Origin of the sequence: Longimicrobium sp., from assembly GCF_036554565.1 — a bacterium.
GTDB lineage: Bacteria > Gemmatimonadota > Gemmatimonadetes > Longimicrobiales > Longimicrobiaceae > Longimicrobium.
The window spans coordinates 8,792-30,488 of the sequence record NZ_DATBNB010000235.1; the positions used below are offsets into that span (position 1 = coordinate 8,792).

Genomic DNA, 21,697 nt, shown 5'->3' on the forward strand with positions numbered 1-21,697 from the left:
GATCGAAACCGGGATGACTGAAGTCACTTCCACCGCCGGACTGTCCCGCCTCCAGAAACAGGAGCTGCTCCGGAAGATCGTTGCCGAGAAGCGGCGGCCGCGCACGGAGCCGGCGTCCTACGCGCAGGAGCGGCTCTGGTTCCTGGACCGTCTGGAGCCCGGGAGCAGCACCTACAACATCCCCGTGGCATGGCGCCTGGGCGGTGCCCTGGACGAAGGGGCGCTGGAGCGCGCGCTGGGCGAGATCGTCCGGCGTCACGAGGCGCTGAGGACCACGTTCGCCGACCGGGACGGCTCGCCGGTGCAGGTGATCGCGCCCTTCGCCGGGTTCGCGCTTTCCATCGACGATCTCTCCCACCTCGCGGATGCGGATCGCGAGGCCGAGGTCCGGCGCCGCGCGGGGGAGGAGGCCCGGCGGCTATTCGATCTTTCGGTCGGACCGCTCTTTCGCGCGGTGCTGCTGCGGCTGGATGCTCAGGATCACCTGCTGCTGGTTTCCATGCACCATATCGTCAGCGACGGGTGGAGCATGGGGGTGCTGCTGCGCGAGCTATCGGCGCTGTACGAGGCGTACCGCGAGGGCCGGGCGTCGCCGCTGGCGGAGCTGCCGGTGCAGTACGCCGATTACGCCGCGTGGCAGCGCGAGCAGCTGCAGGGCGAGTCGCTGAACCGGCAGCTCTCGTACTGGAAGGCGCGCCTGGCGGGCGCGCCGCGAGTGCTGGAGCTCCCCACCGACCGCCCCCGTCCGGCGGTGCGGACGCACCGGGGCGCCACCGTCCGCACGGAGCTCTCCGCGGAGGTGCTGGAGCGGCTGGAAGGCCTGGGACGGAGCGAGGGCGCCACGCTCTACATGACGCTGCTGTCTGCCTTCCAGGTGCTGCTCTCCAAGTACAGCGGGAGCGAGGACATCGTCGTGGGGAGCCCCATCGCCGGGCGCACGCGTGGGGAGGTGGAGGGGCTGATCGGCTTCTTCATCAACTCCCTGGTCCTGCGGACGGACCTTTCGGGCGATCCGAGCTTTCGGGAGACCCTGCGGCGGGTGCGGGAGGTGACGCTGGGGGCGTACGAGCACCAGGACGTGCCCGTCGAGAAGCTGGTGGCCGAGCTGCAGCCGGAGCGGTCGATGAGCCACTCGCCGCTCTTCCAGGTGTCGTTCGCCCTGAACAACCCGGATGCAGCCGGGACCGGTGTGGCGGGGCTGCGGATCGAGTCGGCGTACGCGGGCTCCGAGACCGCGAAGTTCGACCTGAGCCTCGCGTTCGTGAAGGGCGCGCGGGGCCTGACGGCGGCGCTGACCTACAGCACGGACCTGTTCGACGAGAGCACGGTCCGGCGGATGCTGGGGCACCTGGAGCGCGTGCTGGAGCAGGTGGCCGCCGGCGGGGACCTGCGCCTTTCGGAGCTGCGGCTCCTGGACGAGGAGGAGCGCCACCAAGTGCTGGAGGAGTGGAACCGCACGCAGCTGGACTACCCGGCCGAGTCGTGTCTCCACCAGCTCTTCGAAGCGCAGGCGGAGCGCACGCCCCACGCGGAGGCCGTCGTCTTCGAGGGCGAGCGCCTCACCTACGCCGAGCTGAACGCGCGGGCGAACCGGCTGGCGCATCACCTCCGCTCGCTGGGCGTGGGACCCGACGTGCGGGTGGGGATCTGCGTGGAGCGGAGCCTGGAGCTGGCGGTGGGGCTCCTCGCGCTGCTCAAGGCCGGCGGGGCGTACGTGGCGCTCGACCCCGAGCATCCGGACGAGCGGCTGCGGAGCACACTGGACGACTGCCGGCCGGCGGTGCTGCTGGCGCATGCGTCGCTGGCGGAGCGCTTTGCCGGAACGGACATCGCCGTCGTCGCCGTAGACGCGGACGCGCCGCTCTGGGCGAACCAGCCGGAGACCAACCCCACGGGCGTGGGCGTCGGGGCGGAGCATCTCGTCTACGTCATCTACACCTCGGGGTCCACGGGCAGGCCCAAGGGCGTAATGAACGTGCACCGGAACGTGGTCAACCGCGTCGCCGGGATCCAGGCCCGCTGGCAGCTGGAGCCGGGCGAATCCGTGCTGCAGAACGCCTCGCTCACCTTCGATGTTTCCGCGTACGAGCTCTTCTGGCCGCTGATGGTGGGCGCGCGGGTGGTGATGCCGAGGCCGGACGGGCATCGCGACCCGGGATACCTGGTGGAGACGATCCGCAGCCATGGGATCGGCACGGCCAGCTTCGTCCCGTCCATGCTTCAGCTCTTCCTGGAGCACCCCGAGGTGGAGCGCTGCACGTCGCTCATGCGCGTTCCCTGCGGCGGCGAAGCGCTTCCCTCGGCGCTGGTGCGGCGCCTCCATGAACGGCTCCCGCACGCCACCCTCTACAACCGCTATGGCCCCTCCGAGGCCGCCACGGCGGTGACGGGGCCGGTGCGCGTCACGGACGAGACCGGCGCCAGCGCCCCCATCGGCCGCCCGATGCCGAACGCGCGGGCCTACCTGCTGGACGCGGCCGGCGAGCCGGTGCCGGTGGGGGTAGCCGGGGAGCTCTGCATTGGCGGCGCGGCGGTGGGGCGTGGCTACCTGGGCAGGCCGGAGCAGACGGCGGAGCGGTTCGTGGCCGATCCCTACGGGGGTGAGCCCGGCGCGCGGCTGTATCGCACGGGCGACCTCGCGCGGTGGCTGGCGGACGGCAGGATCGAGTTCCTGGGGCGCAACGACTTCCAGGTGAAGATCCGCGGCTTCCGCGTGGAGCCGGGCGAGGTGGAGGCGGCGCTGACATCGCATCCGGGGGTGCGCGAAGCACGGGTGCTGGCGCGGGAGGACCGGCCCGGAGAAAAGCAGCTGGTGGCGTACGTGGTGGGCAGCGTGGACACGGGCGAGCTGCGCGCGCACGTGCGCCGGAGCTTGCCGGATTACATGGTGCCGGCCGCGTTCGTGGCGCTGCAGGCGCTGCCGCTGATGCCGAACGGAAAGGTGGACCGCGATGCGCTCCCGGCGCCGGAGTTCGCGCCGGCGGAGGGGGCGTACGTGGCGCCGCGCACCCCCGTCGAGGAGGTGCTGGCGGGGATCTGGGCCGAGGTGCTGCGGCTGGAGCGGGTGGGGGCAGCCGACAACTTCTTCGAGCTGGGCGGGCACTCGCTGCTCGCCACGCGGGTCGTTTCGCGCATCCGCGCGGTCTTCGGCGTGGAGCTGCCGCTGCGGGCGCTCTTCCAGGGGCCGACGGTCACGGAGATGGCCGGGCGCGTGGAGCAAATGCGCCGCGCGGATCTGCCGGTGCTTCCGCCCGTGGTGCCTGTCGATCGTGATCGTCCCCTCCCGCTCTCGTTCGCGCAGGAGCGGCTCTGGTTCATCGACCGGATGGAGCCGGGGAGCGCGGTCTACAACATTCCCATGGCATGGCGCCTGGGCGGCGAGCTGGACGTGGCGGCGCTGGAGCGTGCGCTGGGCGAGATCGTCCGTCGTCACGAGTCGCTGCGGACGGTCTTCACGGAGGTGGATGGCTCGCCGGTGCAGGTGATCGCCCCCTTCGGCGGGTTCGTCGTACCCGTGGAGGACCTGTCGGCGACGGGCGATGCGGATCGCGAGGCGGCGGTCAGGCGCCGCGCCGGCGAGGGGGCGCGGCGGCCGTTCGACCTTGCCGCGGGACCGCTCTTCCGCGCGGCGCTGCTGCGGGTGGATGCCGGGGATCACGTGCTGCTCATCTCGATGCACCACATCGTCAGCGACGGGTGGAGCATGGGGGTGCTCCTGCGCGAGCTGTCGGCGCTGTACGCGGCGTACCGCGACGGGGCTGAGTCGCCGCTGGCCGAGTTGGAGGTGCAGTATGCCGACTTCGCTGTCTGGCAGCGCGAGCAGCTGGCCGGCGAGGCCCTCGACGGGCAGATGGCGTACTGGAAGGAGCAGCTGGCGGGTGCCCCGGAGCTGCTGGAGCTGCCGACGGACCATCCCCGTCCGGCGGTGCAGACGTACCGGGGCGAATCGGTCGCGGTGAACTTTTCCCCCGAGCTGCTGGAGCGGCTGCAGGCGCTGGGGCGTAACGAGGGCGCGACGCTGTACATGGTGCTGCTCGGCGCCTTCCAGGTGCTGCTGAGCCGGTACGGCGGGGGCGAGGACGTGGTGGTGGGGAGCCCCATCGCCGGGCGCACGCGCGGCGAGGTGGAGGAGGTGATCGGCTTCTTCATCAACACGCTCGTGCTCCGCACCGACCTCTCGGGTGATCCGGGCTTTCGCGAGGTGCTGCGGCGGGTGCGGGAGGTGACGCTGGGCGCGTACGAGCACCAGGACGTGCCCTTCGAAAAGCTGGTCGCCGAGCTGCAGCCGGGGCGGTCCCTGAGCCATTCGCCGCTCTTCCAGGCGATGTTCGCGCTGCAGAACGCCGCGGACCCGGGAGGCGAGCTTCCGGGGCTCACGGTCGGCGGAGTCGGCGCGGACGCGGGAATCGCCAAGTTCGACCTTTCCCTGACGCTGGGGGCGACCGCCGAGGGGCTGCGTGGCGGCGTGAACTACAGCACCGATCTCTTCGAGCGCGGCACGATTGAGCGGATGCTCGGCCACCTGCAGCGAGTGCTGGAGCAGGTCGCCACGGACGCGGACGTGCGGCTTTCGCGGCTGGAACTGCTCGGGGCTGCCGAGCGCGCCCTCGTGCTGGACGAGTGGAACCGGACGGCGGCGGAGGTACCGGCGAATCGCTGCATCCACGAGCTATTCGAGGCGCAGGCGGCCCGCACGCCCGGCGCGGTGGCCGTAAGCTTCGAGGCGGATTCGCTCACGTACGCTGAGCTGAACGAGCGCGCCAACCGCCTCGCCCACCACCTGCGCGGCCGCGGCGTGCGCCCCGAGTTGCGCGTGGGCGTGCTGATGGAGCGCGGCGTGGAGATGGTGGTTTCGCTCCTCGCCGTGCTCAAGGCCGGTGGCGCGTACGTGCCGCTGGACCCGGGGCTCCCCGCCGAGCGGCATTCGTACATGCTGGAGGATTCCGGCGTCGCCGTGGTGCTCACCCAGGAGCGGCTACGCGGCATCCTCCCCGCCTCCGAAGTGCCGGCGCTGGACGTGGACGCGGCGTGGGATTCGATCGCGCGGGAGAGCGCGGAGAACCTCGCACCCCTCGTGACGCCGTCCAACGTGGCGTACGTCATCTACACCTCGGGCAGCACAGGCCGCCCTAAGGGGGTGATGAACCAGCACCGCGGAGTGGTGAACCGCCTGGTGTGGATGCAGGCGCACTTCCGTCTCGGCGCGGACGACGTGGTGCTGCAGAAGACGCCGTTCTCGTTCGACGTGTCGGTGTGGGAGTTCTTCTGGCCTCTTCAGCAGGGCGCGCGGCTGGTGATGGCGCGGCCGGACGGGCACCGCGACCCGCTGTACCTGCAGGAGGTGATCGAGCGCGAAGGGGTGACGACGCTGCACTTCGTCCCCTCCATGCTGCAGCCGTTCGTCGACGTGGTGGAGGCGGGCCGCTGCGGCTCCCTGCGCCACGTCGTGTGCAGCGGCGAGGCGCTGCCGCCGGCGCTGGTGCGGCGCTTCTACGACCGCTTCGCCGGCCCCGTCGTGCTCACCAACCTGTACGGCCCCACCGAGGCGGCCGTGGACGTGAGCTGCTGGACCTGCCCGCGCGAGGACGCCGCCGGCGTGGTGCCGATCGGGCGCCCCGTCTGGAACACCGCACTCTACGTGCTTGACGCGGCGCTCCAGCCCGTCCCTGTCGGCGTCCCCGGCGAGCTGTACATCGGCGGAGTGCAGGTGGCGCGCGGCTACCAGGGGCACGCGGCGATGACGGCGGAGCGCTTCGTCCCCGATCCGTTCTCCACCGAAGGCGGCGCGCGGCTGTACCGGACGGGCGACCGTGCGCGGTGGCGGGCGGACGGCGTCATCGAGTACCTGGGGCGCCTCGACTTCCAGGTAAAGGTGCGCGGCTTCCGCGTGGAGTTGGGCGAGATCGAGGCGCGGCTGGCCGAGCACCCGGACGTGCGTGAGGCCGTCGTCGTGGCCCGCGAGCACGTCGCCGGCGAGACGCGGCTGGTGGCGTACGTGGTGGCCAGTGCGGAGGCGGGAGTCCTTCGCGAGCACCTGCGGCTGTCGCTGCCGGAGTACATGGTGCCGGCGGCGTTCGTCGGGCTGGATGCGCTGCCGCTGACCGCGAACGGCAAGCTGGACCGCAAGGCGCTGCCGGCGCCCGAAAGCGATGCGTACGCGCGGGCCGGCTACGAGGCCCCGCTGGGGGAGGTGGAGGCGGCGCTGGCGGAGATCTGGGTGGAGCTGCTGGGCGTGACGCGGGTGGGGCGGTGGGACCACTTCTTCGAACTCGGCGGGCACTCGCTCCTGGCCATCCGGCTGATCGAGCGGATGCGGCGCGCCGGGCTGTACATGGAAGTGCGGGCCCTGTTCACCACGCCTGTGATGGCTGATCTCGCCTTGGCGGTGGGGCGGGCGTCTTCGGAGGTGGAGGTCCCCGCGAACGTCATCCCGCAGCAGTGCGCGTCCATCACGCCGCAGATGCTGCCGCTGGTGGAGCTCACGCAGGAGGAGATCGACCGGATCGTGGCGGGGGTGCCGGGCGGAACCGCGAACGTGCAGGACATCTACCCCCTGGGCCCGCTGCAGGAGGGAATCCTCTTCCATCACCTGCTGTCGCGGGATGGCGATCCGTACCTGATGTCGAGCGTGGCCCAGTTCGACACCCGCGCCCGCCTGGACCGGTACATGGCCGCGCTGCAGGCCGTGATCGACCGCCACGACGTCCTGCGCACCGCGATGGCAGCCGAGGGGCTGCGCGAGCCGGTGCAGGTCGTCTGGCGGCGCGCGCCGCTGCCCGTGGAGGAGGTGGAGCTGGATGCGGAGGCGGGGGACGCGGCCCAGCAGCTGTGGCGGCGGCGTGACCCCCGGCACTACCGGATGGACGTGACGCGGGCGCCGCTGCTGCGGGTGTGCATCGCCGAGGACCGCGCAGGTGGCCGGTGGCTGCTGCTGCTGCTCTGGCACCACCTGGTGGGCGACCACGAGTCGCTGGAGGTGCTGCAGGAGGAGATCTCGGCGCACCTGCTGGGCCGCGGGTCGGAGCTGCCGGCGCCGCTGCCCTTCCGCAGCTACGTGGCGCAGGCGCGCCTGGGGGTGAGCCGTGAGGAGCACGAGCGGTTCTTCACCGGGATGCTGCAGGACGTGGAGGAGCCGACGGCGCCGTACGGGATGCTGGACGTGTGGCGGGAGGGACGTGGGATCGGGGACGCGCGGACGCGGGTGGCGCCCGACCTCGGCACGCGGCTGCGCCGCCGGGCGCGGGCGCTGGGGGTGAGCGCGGCCAGCCTGTGCCACCTGGCGTGGGGGCAGGTACTGGCGCGGCTGACGGGGCGGCAGGACGTGGTCTTCGGGACCCTGCTCTTCGGCCGCATGCAGGGCGGGGAGGGGGCGGACCGGGTGATGGGCCCGCTGATCAACACGCTCCCGGTGCGCATCGGCGTGGCGGAGGAAGGGGCCGAGGCGGCGGTGCGGCGCACGCACGCGCTGCTGGCGGACCTGCTGCGGCACGAGCACGCCTCGCTGGCGCTGGCGCAGCGCTGCAGCGGCGTGGCGGCACCCGCGCCGCTCTTCACCTCGCTGCTGAACTATCGCCACGGCGCCGCGCCGAAGCGTTCGCGGGACGCGGGACAGGCGGCGCAGGCCACGGCGGGCATTCGGCGCATCGGCGCACAGGAGCGGACGAACTACCCCGTGGCGCTCTCGGTGGACGACTGGGGGGAGGAGTTCTCGCTGACGGCGCAGGTGGCGGCCCCGGCGGACGCGGAGCAGGTGTGCCGGCTGATGCACACGGCGCTGGAGCGGCTGGTCGAGGCGCTGGAAGTTGCTCCCGGCCGGGCCATCGGGAGCATCGACGTGCTGGCCGAGGGGGAGCGCCGGCAGGTGGTCGAGGAGTGGAACCGCACGGAAGCGGAGTATCCGGCGGAGCGGTGCATCCACGAGCTGTTCCAGGAGCAGGCGGCGCGCACGCCGGGGGCGGTGGCCGTGCGCTTCCGGGAGGAATCGCTCACCTACGGCGAGCTGAACGAGCGCGCCAACCGGCTGGCGCACCATCTCGCCGGCCTCGGCGTGGGGCCGGAGACGCGGGTCGCGCTCTGCCTGGAGCGGGGGCCGGAGATGGTCATTTCCGTCCTTGCGGTGCTGAAGGCAGGCGGTGCGTACGTGCCGCTGGACCCCGCCTATCCCGCGGAGCGGCTGGCCTTCATGCTCGCCGACGCCGCCGTGCCCGTGCTGGTGACGCAGGAATCCCTGCGCGCGGAGCTCTCCGTCGGCGACGGCGTTGCGGTCGTGAGCGTGGACGGGGACGGCGACCGGGTCGCGGCGCAGCCTGCCGCGAACCCGGAACGCGGTATCTCGCCCGAGCAGCTGGCGTACGTCATCTACACCTCCGGCTCCACCGGGACGCCCAAGGGGGTGCTGGTGCGGCACGGCTCCCTGGCCAACCTGCTGGCCGCCACGCGCGAGGCGTTCGGCGTCGGTGAGGGTGACGTGATGCCGGTGCTGGCCTCGTACGCCTTCGACATCTGGCTCTTCGAGGCGCTGCTCCCGCTCACCTCGGGGGGCGCGGTGCGCCTGGTGGACCGCGACCGGGTGCTCGACACGCCCGCGCTGCTGGAGGAGATCGCCGACGCCACGCTGGTGCACGCCGTCCCCGCGCTCATGCGGCAGCTGGTGCAGGCGGAGCGCGAGACGCCGCGGCTGGGCCGGCTGCGGCGCGCCTTCGTGGGCGGCGACCGCGTGCCCGCCGACCTGCTGGCGGAGATGCGCGAGGCGCTCCCCGGGGCGGAGACGCACGTCCTGTACGGTCCCACGGAAGGGACCATCCTGGCCTCCACGCACCCGGTACCGGCGGATGGGATCGTGGAAGGGCACCCGATCGGCCGTCCCTTGGGGAACGTGCGCCTGTACGTCTGCGACCCGTTCGGCAGCCCGCAGCCGGCGGGGGTTCCGGGCGAGCTGCTGATCGGCGGGGCGGGGGTGGCGCGCGGCTACCTGGGGCGGCCGGAGCTGACGGCGGAACGCTTCGTTCCCGATCCGTTCTCGGCCGAAGGAGCACGGCTGTACCGCACGGGCGACCGGGCGCGCTGGCGGGCGGACGGGACGCTGGAGTTCCTGGGACGGGTGGACACGCAGGTGAAGGTGCGTGGCTTCCGCATCGAGCCGGGGGAGATCGAGGCCGTTCTGCGCGCCCACGAGCGAGTCGCGGAGTGCGTCGTCGAGGTGCGCGAGGACGAGGCGGGGGGGCGCCTGGTGGCGTACGTCGTTCCCGCCCCGCGAAAGGACGTGGAGCTGTGGCCCTCGATCGGGGAGTACTTCGTCTACGACGACCTGATCTACCACGGGCTCACGCACGACACCCTGCGCAACGAGCGCTACCTGCGCGCCCTGCGGCGGCATGCGCCGGGGAAGGTGGTGCTGGACGTGGGCACGGGCGCGGACGCGATCCTGGCGCGGCTGGCGGTGCGGGCGGGCGCGCGCCACGTCTACGCCGTCGAGCTGCTGGAGGCGTCGTATCTCTCGGCCCGGGAGCGCGTCCGCGAACTGGGCCTGGAGGACCGCATCACCGTGATCCACGGCAATGCCGCCACCGTGGAGCTTCCCGAGCTGGCGGACGTGTGCGTCTCCGAGATCGTGGAGTCCATCGCCGGGGGCGAGGGCGCCGCCCTCATCCTCAACGGGGTGCGGCGGCTCCTGGCGCCCGGCGCGGTGATGATCCCGCAATGGGCGGGCACCCGCGTGGCCGCCGTCACGCTCCCGGACGAACTCCGCAGCCAGCCGGGCTTCTCGCCGACGGCCGCGCACTACGTGAGGGGGATCTTCGAGGAGGTGGGGTACCCCTTCGACCTGCGGCTCTGCATCCGGAACTTCCCGGCCGAGCACCTCCTCTCCACCGCCGGGACGTACGAGGACCTGCACTTTGGCGCCGGCCCCGTAGACGCCGCGTACACCCGGCGCGAGGAGCTGGTGGTGGAGCGCGCGGGACGGATGGACGGGCTGCTCCTCTGGCTGCGCATGGTGCTGGCCGAGGGCGAGGAGCTGGACATCCTGGAGGAGGAGACCGCCTGGTTCCCCGTCTACTTTCCCCTCTTCGAGCCGGGGATCGAGGTGGCGGCGGGGGACCGGGTGCACCTGGAGTGCTGGGCAGAGGTCCCGGAAGGGGTGGCCCCGGACTACGGAGCCCGGGGCGTGCTGGTGCGCGGGCGCGACGGCGAAGAGGTGCCGTTCGAGTTCGCCTCCTACCACCACCGGCGGGAGTTCCGGGCGAGCCCCTTCTACCGGCGGCTCTTCGCCGACGCGGAGGTGCCGGCCCTGGAGGAGCGCAGGGAAACCCTTCCGGCGTCGCTTCGCGAGCACGCGCAGCGGAGCCTCCCGGAGTACATGGTGCCGTCGGCGATCGTGGTGCTGGATGCGCTGCCGCTGACGCCGAACGGAAAGCTGGACCGCAAGGCGCTGCCTGCGCCGGAGTACGGGTCGGACGCGGAGCGATACGTGGCGCCGAGGACCCCGGTAGAGGAGGTGCTGGCGGGGATCTGGGCCGAGGTGCTGCGCCTGGAGCGGGCGGGGGTCACGGAGAACTTCTTCGAGCTGGGCGGGCACTCGCTGCTCGCGACCCGGGCGGTGTCGCGCATCCGCGAGGTGTTCGGGGTGGAGCTGCCCCTGCGGGCGCTCTTCGAGGGACCTACGGTGGCGGAGCTGGCGGTGCGCGTGGAGGAGATGCGCCGGGCGGAGCTGCCGCTGCTGCCCCCGGTCGTGCCGACCGAGCGCACGGGGCTGCTGCCGCTCTCCTTCGCGCAGGAGCGGCTCTGGTTCATCGACCGGCTGCAGCCGGGGAGTGCCGTCTACAACATCCCCCTGGCCCGGCGCCTGGCGGGTGCGCTGGACGTGGCGGCGCTGGAACGCGCGCTGGGCGAGATCGTGCGGCGTCACGAAGCGCTGCGGACGGTCTTCGCCGAGGTGGACGGCTCGCCGGTGCAGGTGATCGCGCCCTTCGGCGGGTTCGCCCTGCCGGTGGAGGACCTGTCGGAACTGGGCGAGGCGGATCGCGAGGCGGAGGTCCGGCGCCGCGCCGGCGAGGAGCCGCGGCGGGCGTTCGACCTTGCGGCGGGTCCGCTCTTTCGCGCGGCGCTGGTGCGGGTGGATGCTGAAGATCACGTGCTGCTGCTCTCGATGCACCACACCGTCAGCGACGAGTGGAGCATGGGGGTGCTCTTCCGCGAGATGTCGGCGCTGTACGCGGCGTACCGGGAGGGGCGTGAGTCGCCGCTCCCCGAGCTGCCGGTGCAGTACGCCGACTACGCGGTGTGGCAGCGGGAGCAGCTGGCGGGAGCGGTACTGGATCGGCAGCTGGCGTACTGGCGGGAGCGGCTGGCGGGCGCGCCGGAGCTGCTGGAATTGCCGACGGACCATCCGCGTCCGGCGGTGCAGACGTACCGGGGCGCGACGGTCCCGGTGGAGCTTTCCCCGCAGCTGCTGGAGCGGCTGCGGGCGCTGGGGCGCAGCGACGGCGCGACGCTGTACATGACGCTGCTGTCCGCCTTCCAGGTGCTGCTCTCGAAGTATGGCGGGAGCGAGGACGTGGTGGTGGGGAGCCCCATCGCCGGACGCACGCGCCGCGAGGTGGAGGAGCTGATCGGCTTCTTCGTCAACACCCTGGTGCTGCGCGCCGACCTCTCGGGAGACCCGAGCTTCCGCGAGACCCTGCGGCGGGTGCGCGAGGCGGCGCTGGGCGCGGATGAGCACCAGGAGGTGCCGTTCGAGAAATTGGTTGCCGAGCTGCAGCCGGAGCGCAGCCTGAGCCACTCGCCGCTCTTCCAGGTGATGTTCACGCTGCAGGACGCTGGGCCCGGGGGAGCCGCTCTTCCGGGGCTGCGCGTGGGCGGAGTGGGTGCGGAGCTCGCGAGCGCCCAGTTCGATCTCTCCCTGACGCTCGCGGCGACCCCCCAGGGGCTGCGCGGCGGACTGAACTACAGCACCGACCTCTTCGACCGCGGTACGATCGAGCGGATGCTCGGCCACCTGCAGCGGGTGCTGGAGCAGGCCGCGGCCCGGCCGGAGGCGCGGCTCTCGGAGCTGGACCTGCTCGGCGAGGCGGAGCGCCGGCTCGTGCTCCATGCGTGGAACGACACCGCGGCCGACTATCCGGCAGACCGGTGCATCCACGAGCTGTTCCAGGCGCAGGCGGCGCGCACGCCGCACGCGGTGGCCCTGCGCTTCGAGGGGGAGTCGCTCACGTACGCCGTGTTGAACGAGCGCGCCAACCGCCTTGCCCAACACCTGCGCGGCCATGGCGTGGGCCCCGAGGTGCCCGTGGGCGTGCTGATGGAGCGCAGCGTGGAGATGGTGGTCTCACTGCTGGCCGTGCTCAAGGCCGGGGGCGCGTACGTGCCGCTGGATCCGGGGCTGCCCGCCGAGCGGCTGGCGTACATGCTGGACGACAGCGCCGTGCCGCTGGTGCTGGTGCAGGCCGCCCTGCGCGAGGCCGTCCCTGCGCGTGAGGGCGTCGGGGTGCTGGCGGTTGACGCGCTGGCGGAGGAGGTCGCGGCCGAGAGCACGGAGAACCCGCCTGGCGGCCCCGGGCCGGACTCGCTGGCGTACGTCATCTACACCTCCGGCAGTACCGGCCGCCCCAAGGGCGTGATGAACACGCACCGGGGCGTGGTGAACCTGCTCTGGTCCATGCGCGGGACCGTGGCGATGGCGCCCGGGGACCGGTTGCTCGCCATCACCACCTTCGCCTTCGACATCTCGGTGCTCGAGCTCTTCCTGCCGCTGCTCTCGGGCGCGCGGGTGGAGATACTGGACCGCTTCGCGGCGTCCGACCCCGCCCGGCTGCGGGCGGCGGTCGGCGCGGGCGTTGGGACCGTGCTGCAGGCCACGCCCGCAACCTGGCGGCTCCTGCTCGACGCCGGCTGGGAGGGCGCGGAGAACCTCCGCGCGCTCAGCGGCGGCGAGGCGCTCCCCGGCGAACTCGCCGCCCGGCTGCGCGAGCGCGTGGGTGCGTTGTGGAACGTGTACGGGCCGACGGAAACCACCATCTGGTCGACGGCGCAGGAACTCGGCGCGGGAATGGACGGGGGCCGCGGGCACGTCTCCATCGGCGCGCCGGTGGCGAACACGCGCGTCTACGTGCTGGACCGGTACCTGGCCCCGGTGCCGGCGGGGGTCCCGGGCGAGCTGTACATCGGCGGGGCGGGGGTGGCGCGCGGCTACCTGGGGCGGCCGGGACTCTCGGCGGAGAGGTTCGTCCCCGACCCGTTCTCGGCCGAAAGCGGCGCGCGCCTGTACCGCACGGGAGATCGGGCGCGGTGGCGGCCGGACGGCACGCTGGAGTTCCTGGGCCGGAACGACCACCAGGTGAAGGTGCGCGGCTTCCGCATCGAGCTGGGCGAGATCGAGGCGGTGCTGCGCCAGCACGAGAGCGTCACCGACTGCGTGGTCGTGACGCGCGCGGACGTGCCGGGCGACCCGCGGCTGGTGGCGTACCTCGTCGCCGACGCTGAAGCCGAGGCGTTTCGCGAGCACCTGCGGCGCAGCCTGCCGGAGTACATGGTGCCGGCGGCGTTCGTCGGGCTGGATGCGCTGCCGCTGACCCCGAACGGCAAACTGGACCGCAAGGCGCTGCCGGCGCCGGAAGACGATGCGTACGCGCGGGGGAGTTACGAAGCACCGCTGGGGGAGGTGGAGGCGGCGCTGACCGAGATCTGGGCCGAGGTGCTCGCGGTGGAGCGGGTGGGGCGGTGGGACCACTTCTTCGAGTTGGGCGGGCACTCGCTCCTGGCGATCCGGCTGATCGAGCGGATGCGGCGCGCCGGGCTGTACATGGAAGTGCGGGCGCTGTTCACCACGCCAGTGCTGGCCGAGTTGGCCCTGGCCGTGGGGGGGGCATCTTCGGAGGTGGAGGTCCCCGCGAACGCAATCCCGCAGGGGGCCGCGTCCATCACGCCCGAGATGCTCCCGCTGGTGGAGCTCTCGCTGGCGGAGATCGAGCGGATCGTGGCGGGGGTGCCGGGCGGAGCCGCGAACGTGCAGGACATCTACCCGCTGGCCCCGCTGCAGGAAGGCATCCTATTCCACCACCAGATGTCGCAGGAGGGAGACCCGTACCTGCTGTCGAGCATGACCGAGTTCGACACCCGTGCGCGCCTGGAGCAGTACCTGGCGGCGCTGCAGGCGGTGATCGATCGCCACGACATCCTCCGCACAGCCATGGCGTGGGAGGAACTGCGCGACCCGGTGCAGGTCGTCTGGCGGCATGCGCCGCTGCCGGTGGAGGAGGTGCAGCTGGATGCGGAGACGAAGGGTGCGGCCGGGCAGCTGTGGCGGCGCTACGACCCCCGGCGATACCGGATGGACGTAGGGCGGGCGCCGCTGCTGCGGGCGTGCATCGCCGAGGACCGCGCCCGTGGCCGATGGATGCTGCTGATCCTTGCCCACCACCTGATGAGCGACCACGAGTCGCTGGAGGTGCTCAAGGACGAGATCTCGGCGCACCTGGCGGGCCGCGAGTCGGAGCTGCCGGTGCCGCAGCCGTTCCGCAACTACGTGGCGCAGGCGCGCCTGGGGGTGAGCCGGGAAGAGCACGAGCGGTTCTTCCGCGGGATGCTGCACGACGTGCAGGAGCCGACGGCGCCGTACGGGATGCTGGACGTGTGGGGGGAGGGACGTGGGATCGGGGAGGCGTCGCTTTCGGTCGCCCCCGATGTAAGCACGCAGCTGCGACGCCGCGCGCGGGCGCTGGGGGTGAGCGCGGCCAGCCTGTGCCACCTGGCGTGGGCGCAGGTGGTGGCGCGGCTGAGCGGCCGGCAGGACGTGGTCTTCGGGACGGTGCTCTTCGGCCGCATGCAGGGCGGGGAGGGGGCGGACCGGGTGATGGGCCCGCTGATCAACACGCTGCCGGTGCGGATCGGGGTCGGCAGGGAAGGGGTGGAGGCGGCGGTTCGTCGCACGCACGCGCTGATGGCGGACCTGCTGCGGCACGAGCACGCCTCGCTGGCGCTGGCGCAGCGCAGCAGCGGCGTGGCGGCACCGGCGCCGCTCTTCACCTCGCTGCTGAACTACCGCCACGGTGGCGCGAGGGGGCCTTCGAAGGAGGCGGGGCCGCGGAGCGAGGAAGGGAGGAACGTTCACGTACAGGAGCGGACGAACTACCCCGTGTCGCTCTCGGTGAACGACCTGGGGGAAAGGTTCTCGCTGTCGGCGCAGGTGGCGGCCCCGGCGGACGCGGAGCGGGTGTGCCGGATGATGCACACGGCCCTGGAGCGGCTGGTCGAGGCGCTGGAGGCCACTCCCGCGCGGGCGATCGGGAGCATCGACGTGCTGCCGGAGGCGGAGCGCCGCATCGTGGTGGAGGAGTGGAACCGCACGGACGCCGAGTATCGGCGGGACGTCTGCGTGCACGAGCTCTTCGAGGCCCAGGTGGAGCGCGCTCCCGACGCGGTGGCGCTGGTCTACGAGGACCAGGAGGTCTCGTACGCGGCGCTGAACGCGCGGGCGAACCGGCTGGCGCACCACCTTCGCGCGCTTGGCGTGGGGCCGGAGGCGCGGGTGGCGCTGTGCGTGGAGCGCGGCGTGGAGATGGTGGCCGCCGTGCTGGCGGTGCTCAAGGCCGGCGGGGCGTACGTGCCGCTGGACCCGGAGTATCCCCAGGAGCGGCTGGGCTACATGCTCAAGGACAGCGCGCCCGTCGTGCTGCTGGCGCAGGGCTCGCTCGCGGGACGGTTCGGCGCGTTGGACGTTCCCGTCGAGGTGCTCGATGGAGATGCGTCCCCCTGGACCGGCCAGCCGGACTCCAATCCCGGGCGCGGGGCGCTGACCCCGGACAACCTGGCGTACGTCATCTATACCTCCGGCTCCACGGGGCAGCCGAAGGGGGTGATGAACCGGCACCGTGGCGTCATCAACCTGCTGGCCTGGGGAGAGCGGCACTGGGAGTTCGGCGCCGGCGACGCGCTGCTGCAGCTGACGTCGTTCAGCTTCGACGTATCCGTACGCGACCTGTTCACGCCGCTGCTGGCGGGTGCCCGCCTGGTCCTGGTGCGGCCCGGTGGACAGCGGGAGGTGGACTACGTGGTGGACGTCGTCCGCCGCCAGGAGGTCAGCACCATGGCCCTCACGCCCTCCCAGATGCAGGCGTTCCTGGATCACCCGGAGCTGGAGCGCTGCTCCAGCCTGCGGCGGATCGTCATGGGCGGCGAGTCCATCCCCGCGGGGATGGTGGCGGAGCTCCGGGCCCGGCTGCCGGGCGCGCGGCTGTACCACGAGTACGGCCCCACGGAGGCGACCGTGACCTCGATGGCGCGCACCTGCGGCGCGGAGGGCGAGGCTTCGGGCGCTTCGATCGGCGGTCCGATCTCCAACACGCGTGTCTACCTGCTGGACGCGCGCGGGGAGCCGGTGCCGGTGGGGGTCGGCGGCGAGCTGTACGTGGGCGGCGCCGGGGTGGCGCGGGGGTACCTGGGCCGGCCGGCGCTGACGGCGCAGAAGTTCGTACCGGACCCGTTCGGCGCCGAGGCTGGCGCGCGGCTGTACCGGACGGGGGACCTGGGGCGCTGGCTGGCGGACGGGACCATCGAGTTCCTGGGCCGTGTGGACACCCAGGTGAAGGTGCGGGGCTACCGGATCGAGCCGGGCGAGATCGAGGCCCGCCTCCGGGAGCGCGAGGAGGTGAGCGAGGCGGTGGTGGCCGTGCACGAAGACCAGGCGGGGAACCGGCGCCTGGTGGCGTACGTGGTGGGCGACGCGGACGTGGGGGTTCTGCGCGAGCACCTGCGCCGGGAGCTGCCGGAGTACATGGTGCCGGCGGCGTTCGTCTCCCTGGAGCGGCTTCCGCTGACACCGAGCGGCAAGCTGGACCGCAAGGCGCTGCCGGCCCCGGAGCACGCCGCCGCCGGGGACCTGTACGTAGCGCCCCGGACGCCGACGGAAGAGGTGCTGGCGGGGATCTGGGCGGAGCTGCTGGGGCTGGAGAGGGTGGGGGTGGAGGAAAGCTTCTTCGACCTGGGCGGGCACTCGCTGCTGGCCACCCGGCTGGTGTCGCAGGTGCGCGCGGTGTTCAACATCGAGCTGCCGCTGCGGGCGCTGTTCGAGGCGCCCACGGTGGCGGAGCTGGCCCGCGCCGTGGCGGAACGAGGGGAGGCGGCCCTGGCCGGACCCGTGGCCGAGCCGGCGGCCGGCCCCGAGGCCAGCGCGCACCACCTGCTGGACATGATCGACGAGCTGTCGGAAGAAGAGCTGGACCGCCTCCTGGGCGCGCAATCCTGAGGAACCAGAGATCGGAATGACCGTCCCCCCCAAGGTTGCCGGCACGCTCTCGCGCAGCGAGAAGCAGGAGCTGCTGCGGAAGCTCCTCCTGGAGAAGGTCGGCCGGACGCGGACCGCGCCCACCTCCTTCGCGCAGGAGCGGCTGTGGTTCATCGACCGGCTGGAGCCGGGAAGCACCGCCTACAACCGGCCCGTGGCATGGCGCCTGGGCGGTGCGCTGCACGCGGCGGCGCTGGAGCGCGCACTGGGCGAGATCGTCCGCAGGCACGAGGCGCTGCGGACGGTGTTCGCCGAGGCGGACGGCTCGCCGGTGCAGGTGATCGCCCCCTTCGGCGGGTTCTCCCTGCCGGTGGAGGACCTGTCGGCGCTGGGCGAGGCAGACCGCGAGGCCGCGGCCCGCCGACGTGCCGCGGAGGAGGCGGCACGGCCGTTCGATCTCGCCGCGTGACCGCTCTTCCGCGCGGTGCTGCTGCGTCTGGACGCGGAAGACCACCTGCTGCTGGTCTCCATGCACCACATCGTCAGCGACGGGTGGAGCATGGGGGTGCTGCTGCGCGAGCTGTCGGCGTTGTACGAGGCGTACCGCGACGGGCGCGAGTCGCCGCTGCCGAACCTGCCGGTGCAGTACGCCGATTACGCCACCTGGCAGCGCGAGCAGCTGGCGGGCGAGGCGCTCGACCGGCAGCTGGCGTACTGGCGGGAGCGGCTGGCGGGCGCGCCGGAGCTGCTGGAGCTGCCGACGGACCACCCGCGCCCGCCGGTGCAGACGTACCGGGGCGCGTCGGTGCCGGTGGAGCTTTCCCCGGAGCTGCTGGAGCGGCTGCAGGCGCTGGGGCGCGGCGAGGGCGCGACGCTGTACATGGTTGCGCTGGCTGCCTTCCAGGTGCTGCTGGGCAAGTACGGCGCGGGCGATGACGTGGTGGTGGGAAGCCCCATCGCCGGGCGCACCCGTGGCGAGGTGGAGGGGCTGATCGGCTTCTTCGTCAACACGCTGGTGCTGCGCACCGACCTTTCGGGAGATCCGTCGTTCCGCGAGACCCTGCGGCGGGTGCGGGAGGTGACGCTGGGCGCGTATGCGCACCAGGACCTGCCGTTCGAGAAGCTGGTGGTGGAGCTGCAGCCGGAGCGCAGCTTGAGCCACTCGCCGATCTTCCAGGTGATGTTCGCCCTGCAGACCGGCGGCGGGGGAGGCGCCGGGGGAGGCGGTCTCGCGGGCCTGAAGATGAGTGGAGTTGGTACCGCCATGGAGGCCGCCAACTTCGATCTTTCCCTGGAGCTCGCGGCCACCCCCCGGGGCCTTCGTGGGGCGCTGAACTACGCCACGGACCTCTTCGAGCGCGGCACGGCCGAGCGGATGGTCGGCCACCTGGAGCGGATGCTGGAGCAGGTCGCCGCCGACGCGGACGTGCGGCTTTCGCGCCTGGACCTGCTCGGAGACGCGGAGCGCGCGCTGGTGGTGGAGGAGTGGAACCGGACGGCGGCAGAGGTTCCGGCGGACCGCTGCATCCACCAGCTGTTCGAGGCGCAGGCGGCGCGCACGCCGGGCGCGGTGGCCGTGCGCTTCGAGGAGGCGACGCTCACCTACGCTGAGCTGAACGCCCGCGCCAACCAGCTCGCCCACTCCCTCCGTCGGCGTGGCGTGGGCCCCGAGGTGCGGGTAGGCGTGCTGATGGAGCGGAGCCTGGAGATGGTGGTCTCCCTCCTCGCCGTGCTCAAGGCCGGAGGCGCCTACGTGCCGCTGGATCCGGGGCTCCCCGCCGAGCGGCTGGCATACATGGTGGAGGATAGCGGCGTGCCGCTGGTGCTGGCGCAGGCTGCCCTGCGCGAGGCGGTCCCCGCGCGCGAAGCCGTCGCCGTGCTGGCGGTGGACGCGGTGGCCGAGGAGATCGCGGCCGAGAGTGGGGAGAACCTGGAGAGCGGCGTGGGGCCGGATTCGCTGGCGTACGTCATCTACACCTCCGGCTCCACCGGCCGCCCCAAGGGGGTGATGAACCAGCACCGGGGCGTCGTGAACCGGCTGGTGTGGATGCAGGCGCAGTTCAGCATCGGCCGGGACGACGTGGTGCTGCAGAAGACGCCGTTCGGCTTCGACGTTTCGGTGTGGGAGTTCTTCTGGCCGCTGCAGCAGGGCGCGCGGCTGGTGATGGCGCGCCCCGACGGGCACCGCGATCCCGCCTACCTGCGGGACATCATCGAGCGGGAGGGCGTGACCGCGCTGCACTTCGTCCCCTCCATGCTGCAGCCGTTCGTCGACGCGGTGGAGGCGGGCCGCTGCGGCTCGCTCCGCCACGTGGTCTGCAGCGGTGAGGCGCTCCCCGCTGCGCTGGTGCGGCGCTTCTACGACCGGTTTGCCGGCGCCGTGGAGCTCACCAACCTCTACGGCCCGACGGAAGCGGCCGTGGACGTGAGCTGCTGGACCTGCCCGCGCGAGGACGCCGCCGACGTGGTGCCGATCGGGCGTCCCGTCTGGAACACCTCGCTCTTCGTGCTGGACGCGGCGCTCGAGCCCGTTCCCGTGGGTGTGCCCGGCGAGCTGTTCATCGGCGGGGTGCAGGTGGCGCGCGGCTACCAGGGACGCGCGGCGATGACCGCGGAGCGCTTCGTTCCCGATCCGTTCTCGGCGCAAGGCGGCGCACGGCTGTATCGGACGGGTGACCGTGCGCGGTGGCGGGCGGACGGCGCCATCGAGTACCTGGGGCGGCTCGACTTCCAGGTGAAGGTGCGCGGCTTCCGCATCGAGCTGGGCGAGATCGAGTCCGTTCTGCGAAGCCATGAGACCGTCACCGACTGCGTCGTCGCGGCGCGCGCGGATGTCGCGGGTGAGACGCGGCTGGTCGCGTACGTCGTGGGCGATGCGGAGGCGGAGGCGCTGCGCGCGCACGTGCGGCGAAGCCTGCCGGAGTACATGGTGCCGTCCGCCTTCGTCCTGCTGGACGCGCTCCCGCTGACGCCCAACGGCAAGCTGGACCGCAAGGCGCTGCCGGCGCCGGAGCTCGCGTCGGCGGAGGAGCTGTACGTCGCGCCGCGGAACCCGGCCGAGGAAGTGCTGGCGGGGATCTGGGCAGAGGTGCTGCGCCTGGAGCGAGTGGGGGTGCGGGAGAACTTCTTCGAGTTGGGGGGCCATTCCCTGCTGGGCACCCGCGTGGTGTCGCGCATCCGCGAGGTGTTCGCCGTGGAGCTGCCGCTGCGCGCGCTCTTCGAAGGGCCCACGGTGGCGGAGCTGGCGGGGCGCGTGGAGGAGATGCGCCGCGCGGGGGTGCCGGTGCTGCCGCCCGTGGTGCCGACTGAGCGCACGGGTGGGCTGCCCCTGTCCTTTGCGCAGGAGCGGCTCTGGTTCATCGACCGGCTGGAGCCGGAGAGCGCCACCTACAACATTCCCACCGCGATGCGCCTGGCGGGCGCGCTGGACGCGGCGGCGCTGGAGCGCACGCTGGGCGAGATCGTCCGGCGACACGAGGCCCTGCGGACGGTTTTCGCCGAGGTGGACGGCTCGCCGGTGCAGGTGGTCACGCCCTTCGGCGGGTTCGCCCTGCCGGTGGAGGACCTGTCGGCACTGGATGAGGCGGAGCGCGAGGCGGCGGTAGCGCGCCGGGCCAGCGAGGAAGCGGCACGGCCGTTCGACCTGGCCGCGGGACCGCTCTTTCGCGCGGCGCTCCTGCGGATCGGCGCCGAAGACCACGTGCTGCTCATCTCCATGCACCACGTGGTCAGCGACGCGTGGAGCCTGGGGGTGCTCTTCCGGGAGCTGTCGGCGCTGTACGCGGCGTACCGCGAGGGACGCGAGTCGCCGCTCCCCGAGCTGGCGGTGCAGTACGCCGACTACGCGGTGTGGCAGCGCGAGCAGTTGACGGGCGAGGTATTGGACCGGCAGCTGGCGTACTGGCGTGAGCGGCTGGCGGGCGCGCCGGAGCTGCTGGAGCTGCCCACGGACCATCCCCGCCCGGCCGTGCAGACGAGCCGGGGCGCGTCGGTGCCGGTGGAGTTTTCGCCGGAGCTGCTGGACCGTCTCCAGGCGCTGGGGCGGAGCGAGGGCGCCACGCTGTACATGGTTGCGCTCTCTGCCTTCCAGGTGCTGCTGGGCACCTACGCCGGCAGCGACGACGTGGTGGTGGGGAGCCCCATCGCCGGGCGCGGGCGCCGCGAGGTAGAGGAGCTGATCGGTTTCTTCATCAACACCCTGGTGCTGCGGACGGACCTGTCCGGCGACCCGAGCTTCCGCGCAACCCTGCGGCGGGTGCGGGAAGCGACGCTGGGTGCGTATGCGCACCAGGAGGTGCCCTTCGAGAAGCTGGTGGCGGAGCTGAGCCCGGAGCGGTCCCTGAGCCACTCGCCTCTCTTCCAGGTGATGTTCACCCTGCAGAACGCCGGGGGCGAAGGAGGCGCGCTTCCGGGGCTGAAGGCGGGCGGCGTCGGTGCCGAGATGGAGGTCGCCAAGTTCGACCTGTCGCTGACGCTCGC

At 72.6% G+C, this 21,697-nt stretch carries 2 protein-coding genes and 1 pseudogene; all 3 read left to right on the forward strand.

From position 1 onward, the window contains the following. Positions 1-13 precede the first annotated feature (13 nt). Complete coding sequence (locus VIB55_RS06410) at positions 14-17,239, forward strand: non-ribosomal peptide synthase/polyketide synthase (RefSeq protein ID WP_331875839.1); 17,226 nt, start codon at positions 14-16, stop codon at positions 17,237-17,239. 16 nt (positions 17,240-17,255) lie between these two features. After that, a pseudogene (locus tag VIB55_RS06415) lies at positions 17,256-20,411 on the forward strand (amino acid adenylation domain-containing protein); the annotation flags it as partial. Between the two features lie 69 nt (positions 20,412-20,480). Then, positions 20,481-21,697: condensation domain-containing protein (locus VIB55_RS06420; RefSeq protein WP_331875841.1), on the forward strand; the 1,217-nt coding region annotated here is incomplete at its 3' end.

Coding starts and splice junctions, on each gene's coding strand:
- VIB55_RS06410 (WP_331875839.1), top strand. CDS start 14: ATGACTGAAGTCACTTCCACCGCCGGACTGTCCCGCCTCCAGAAACAG.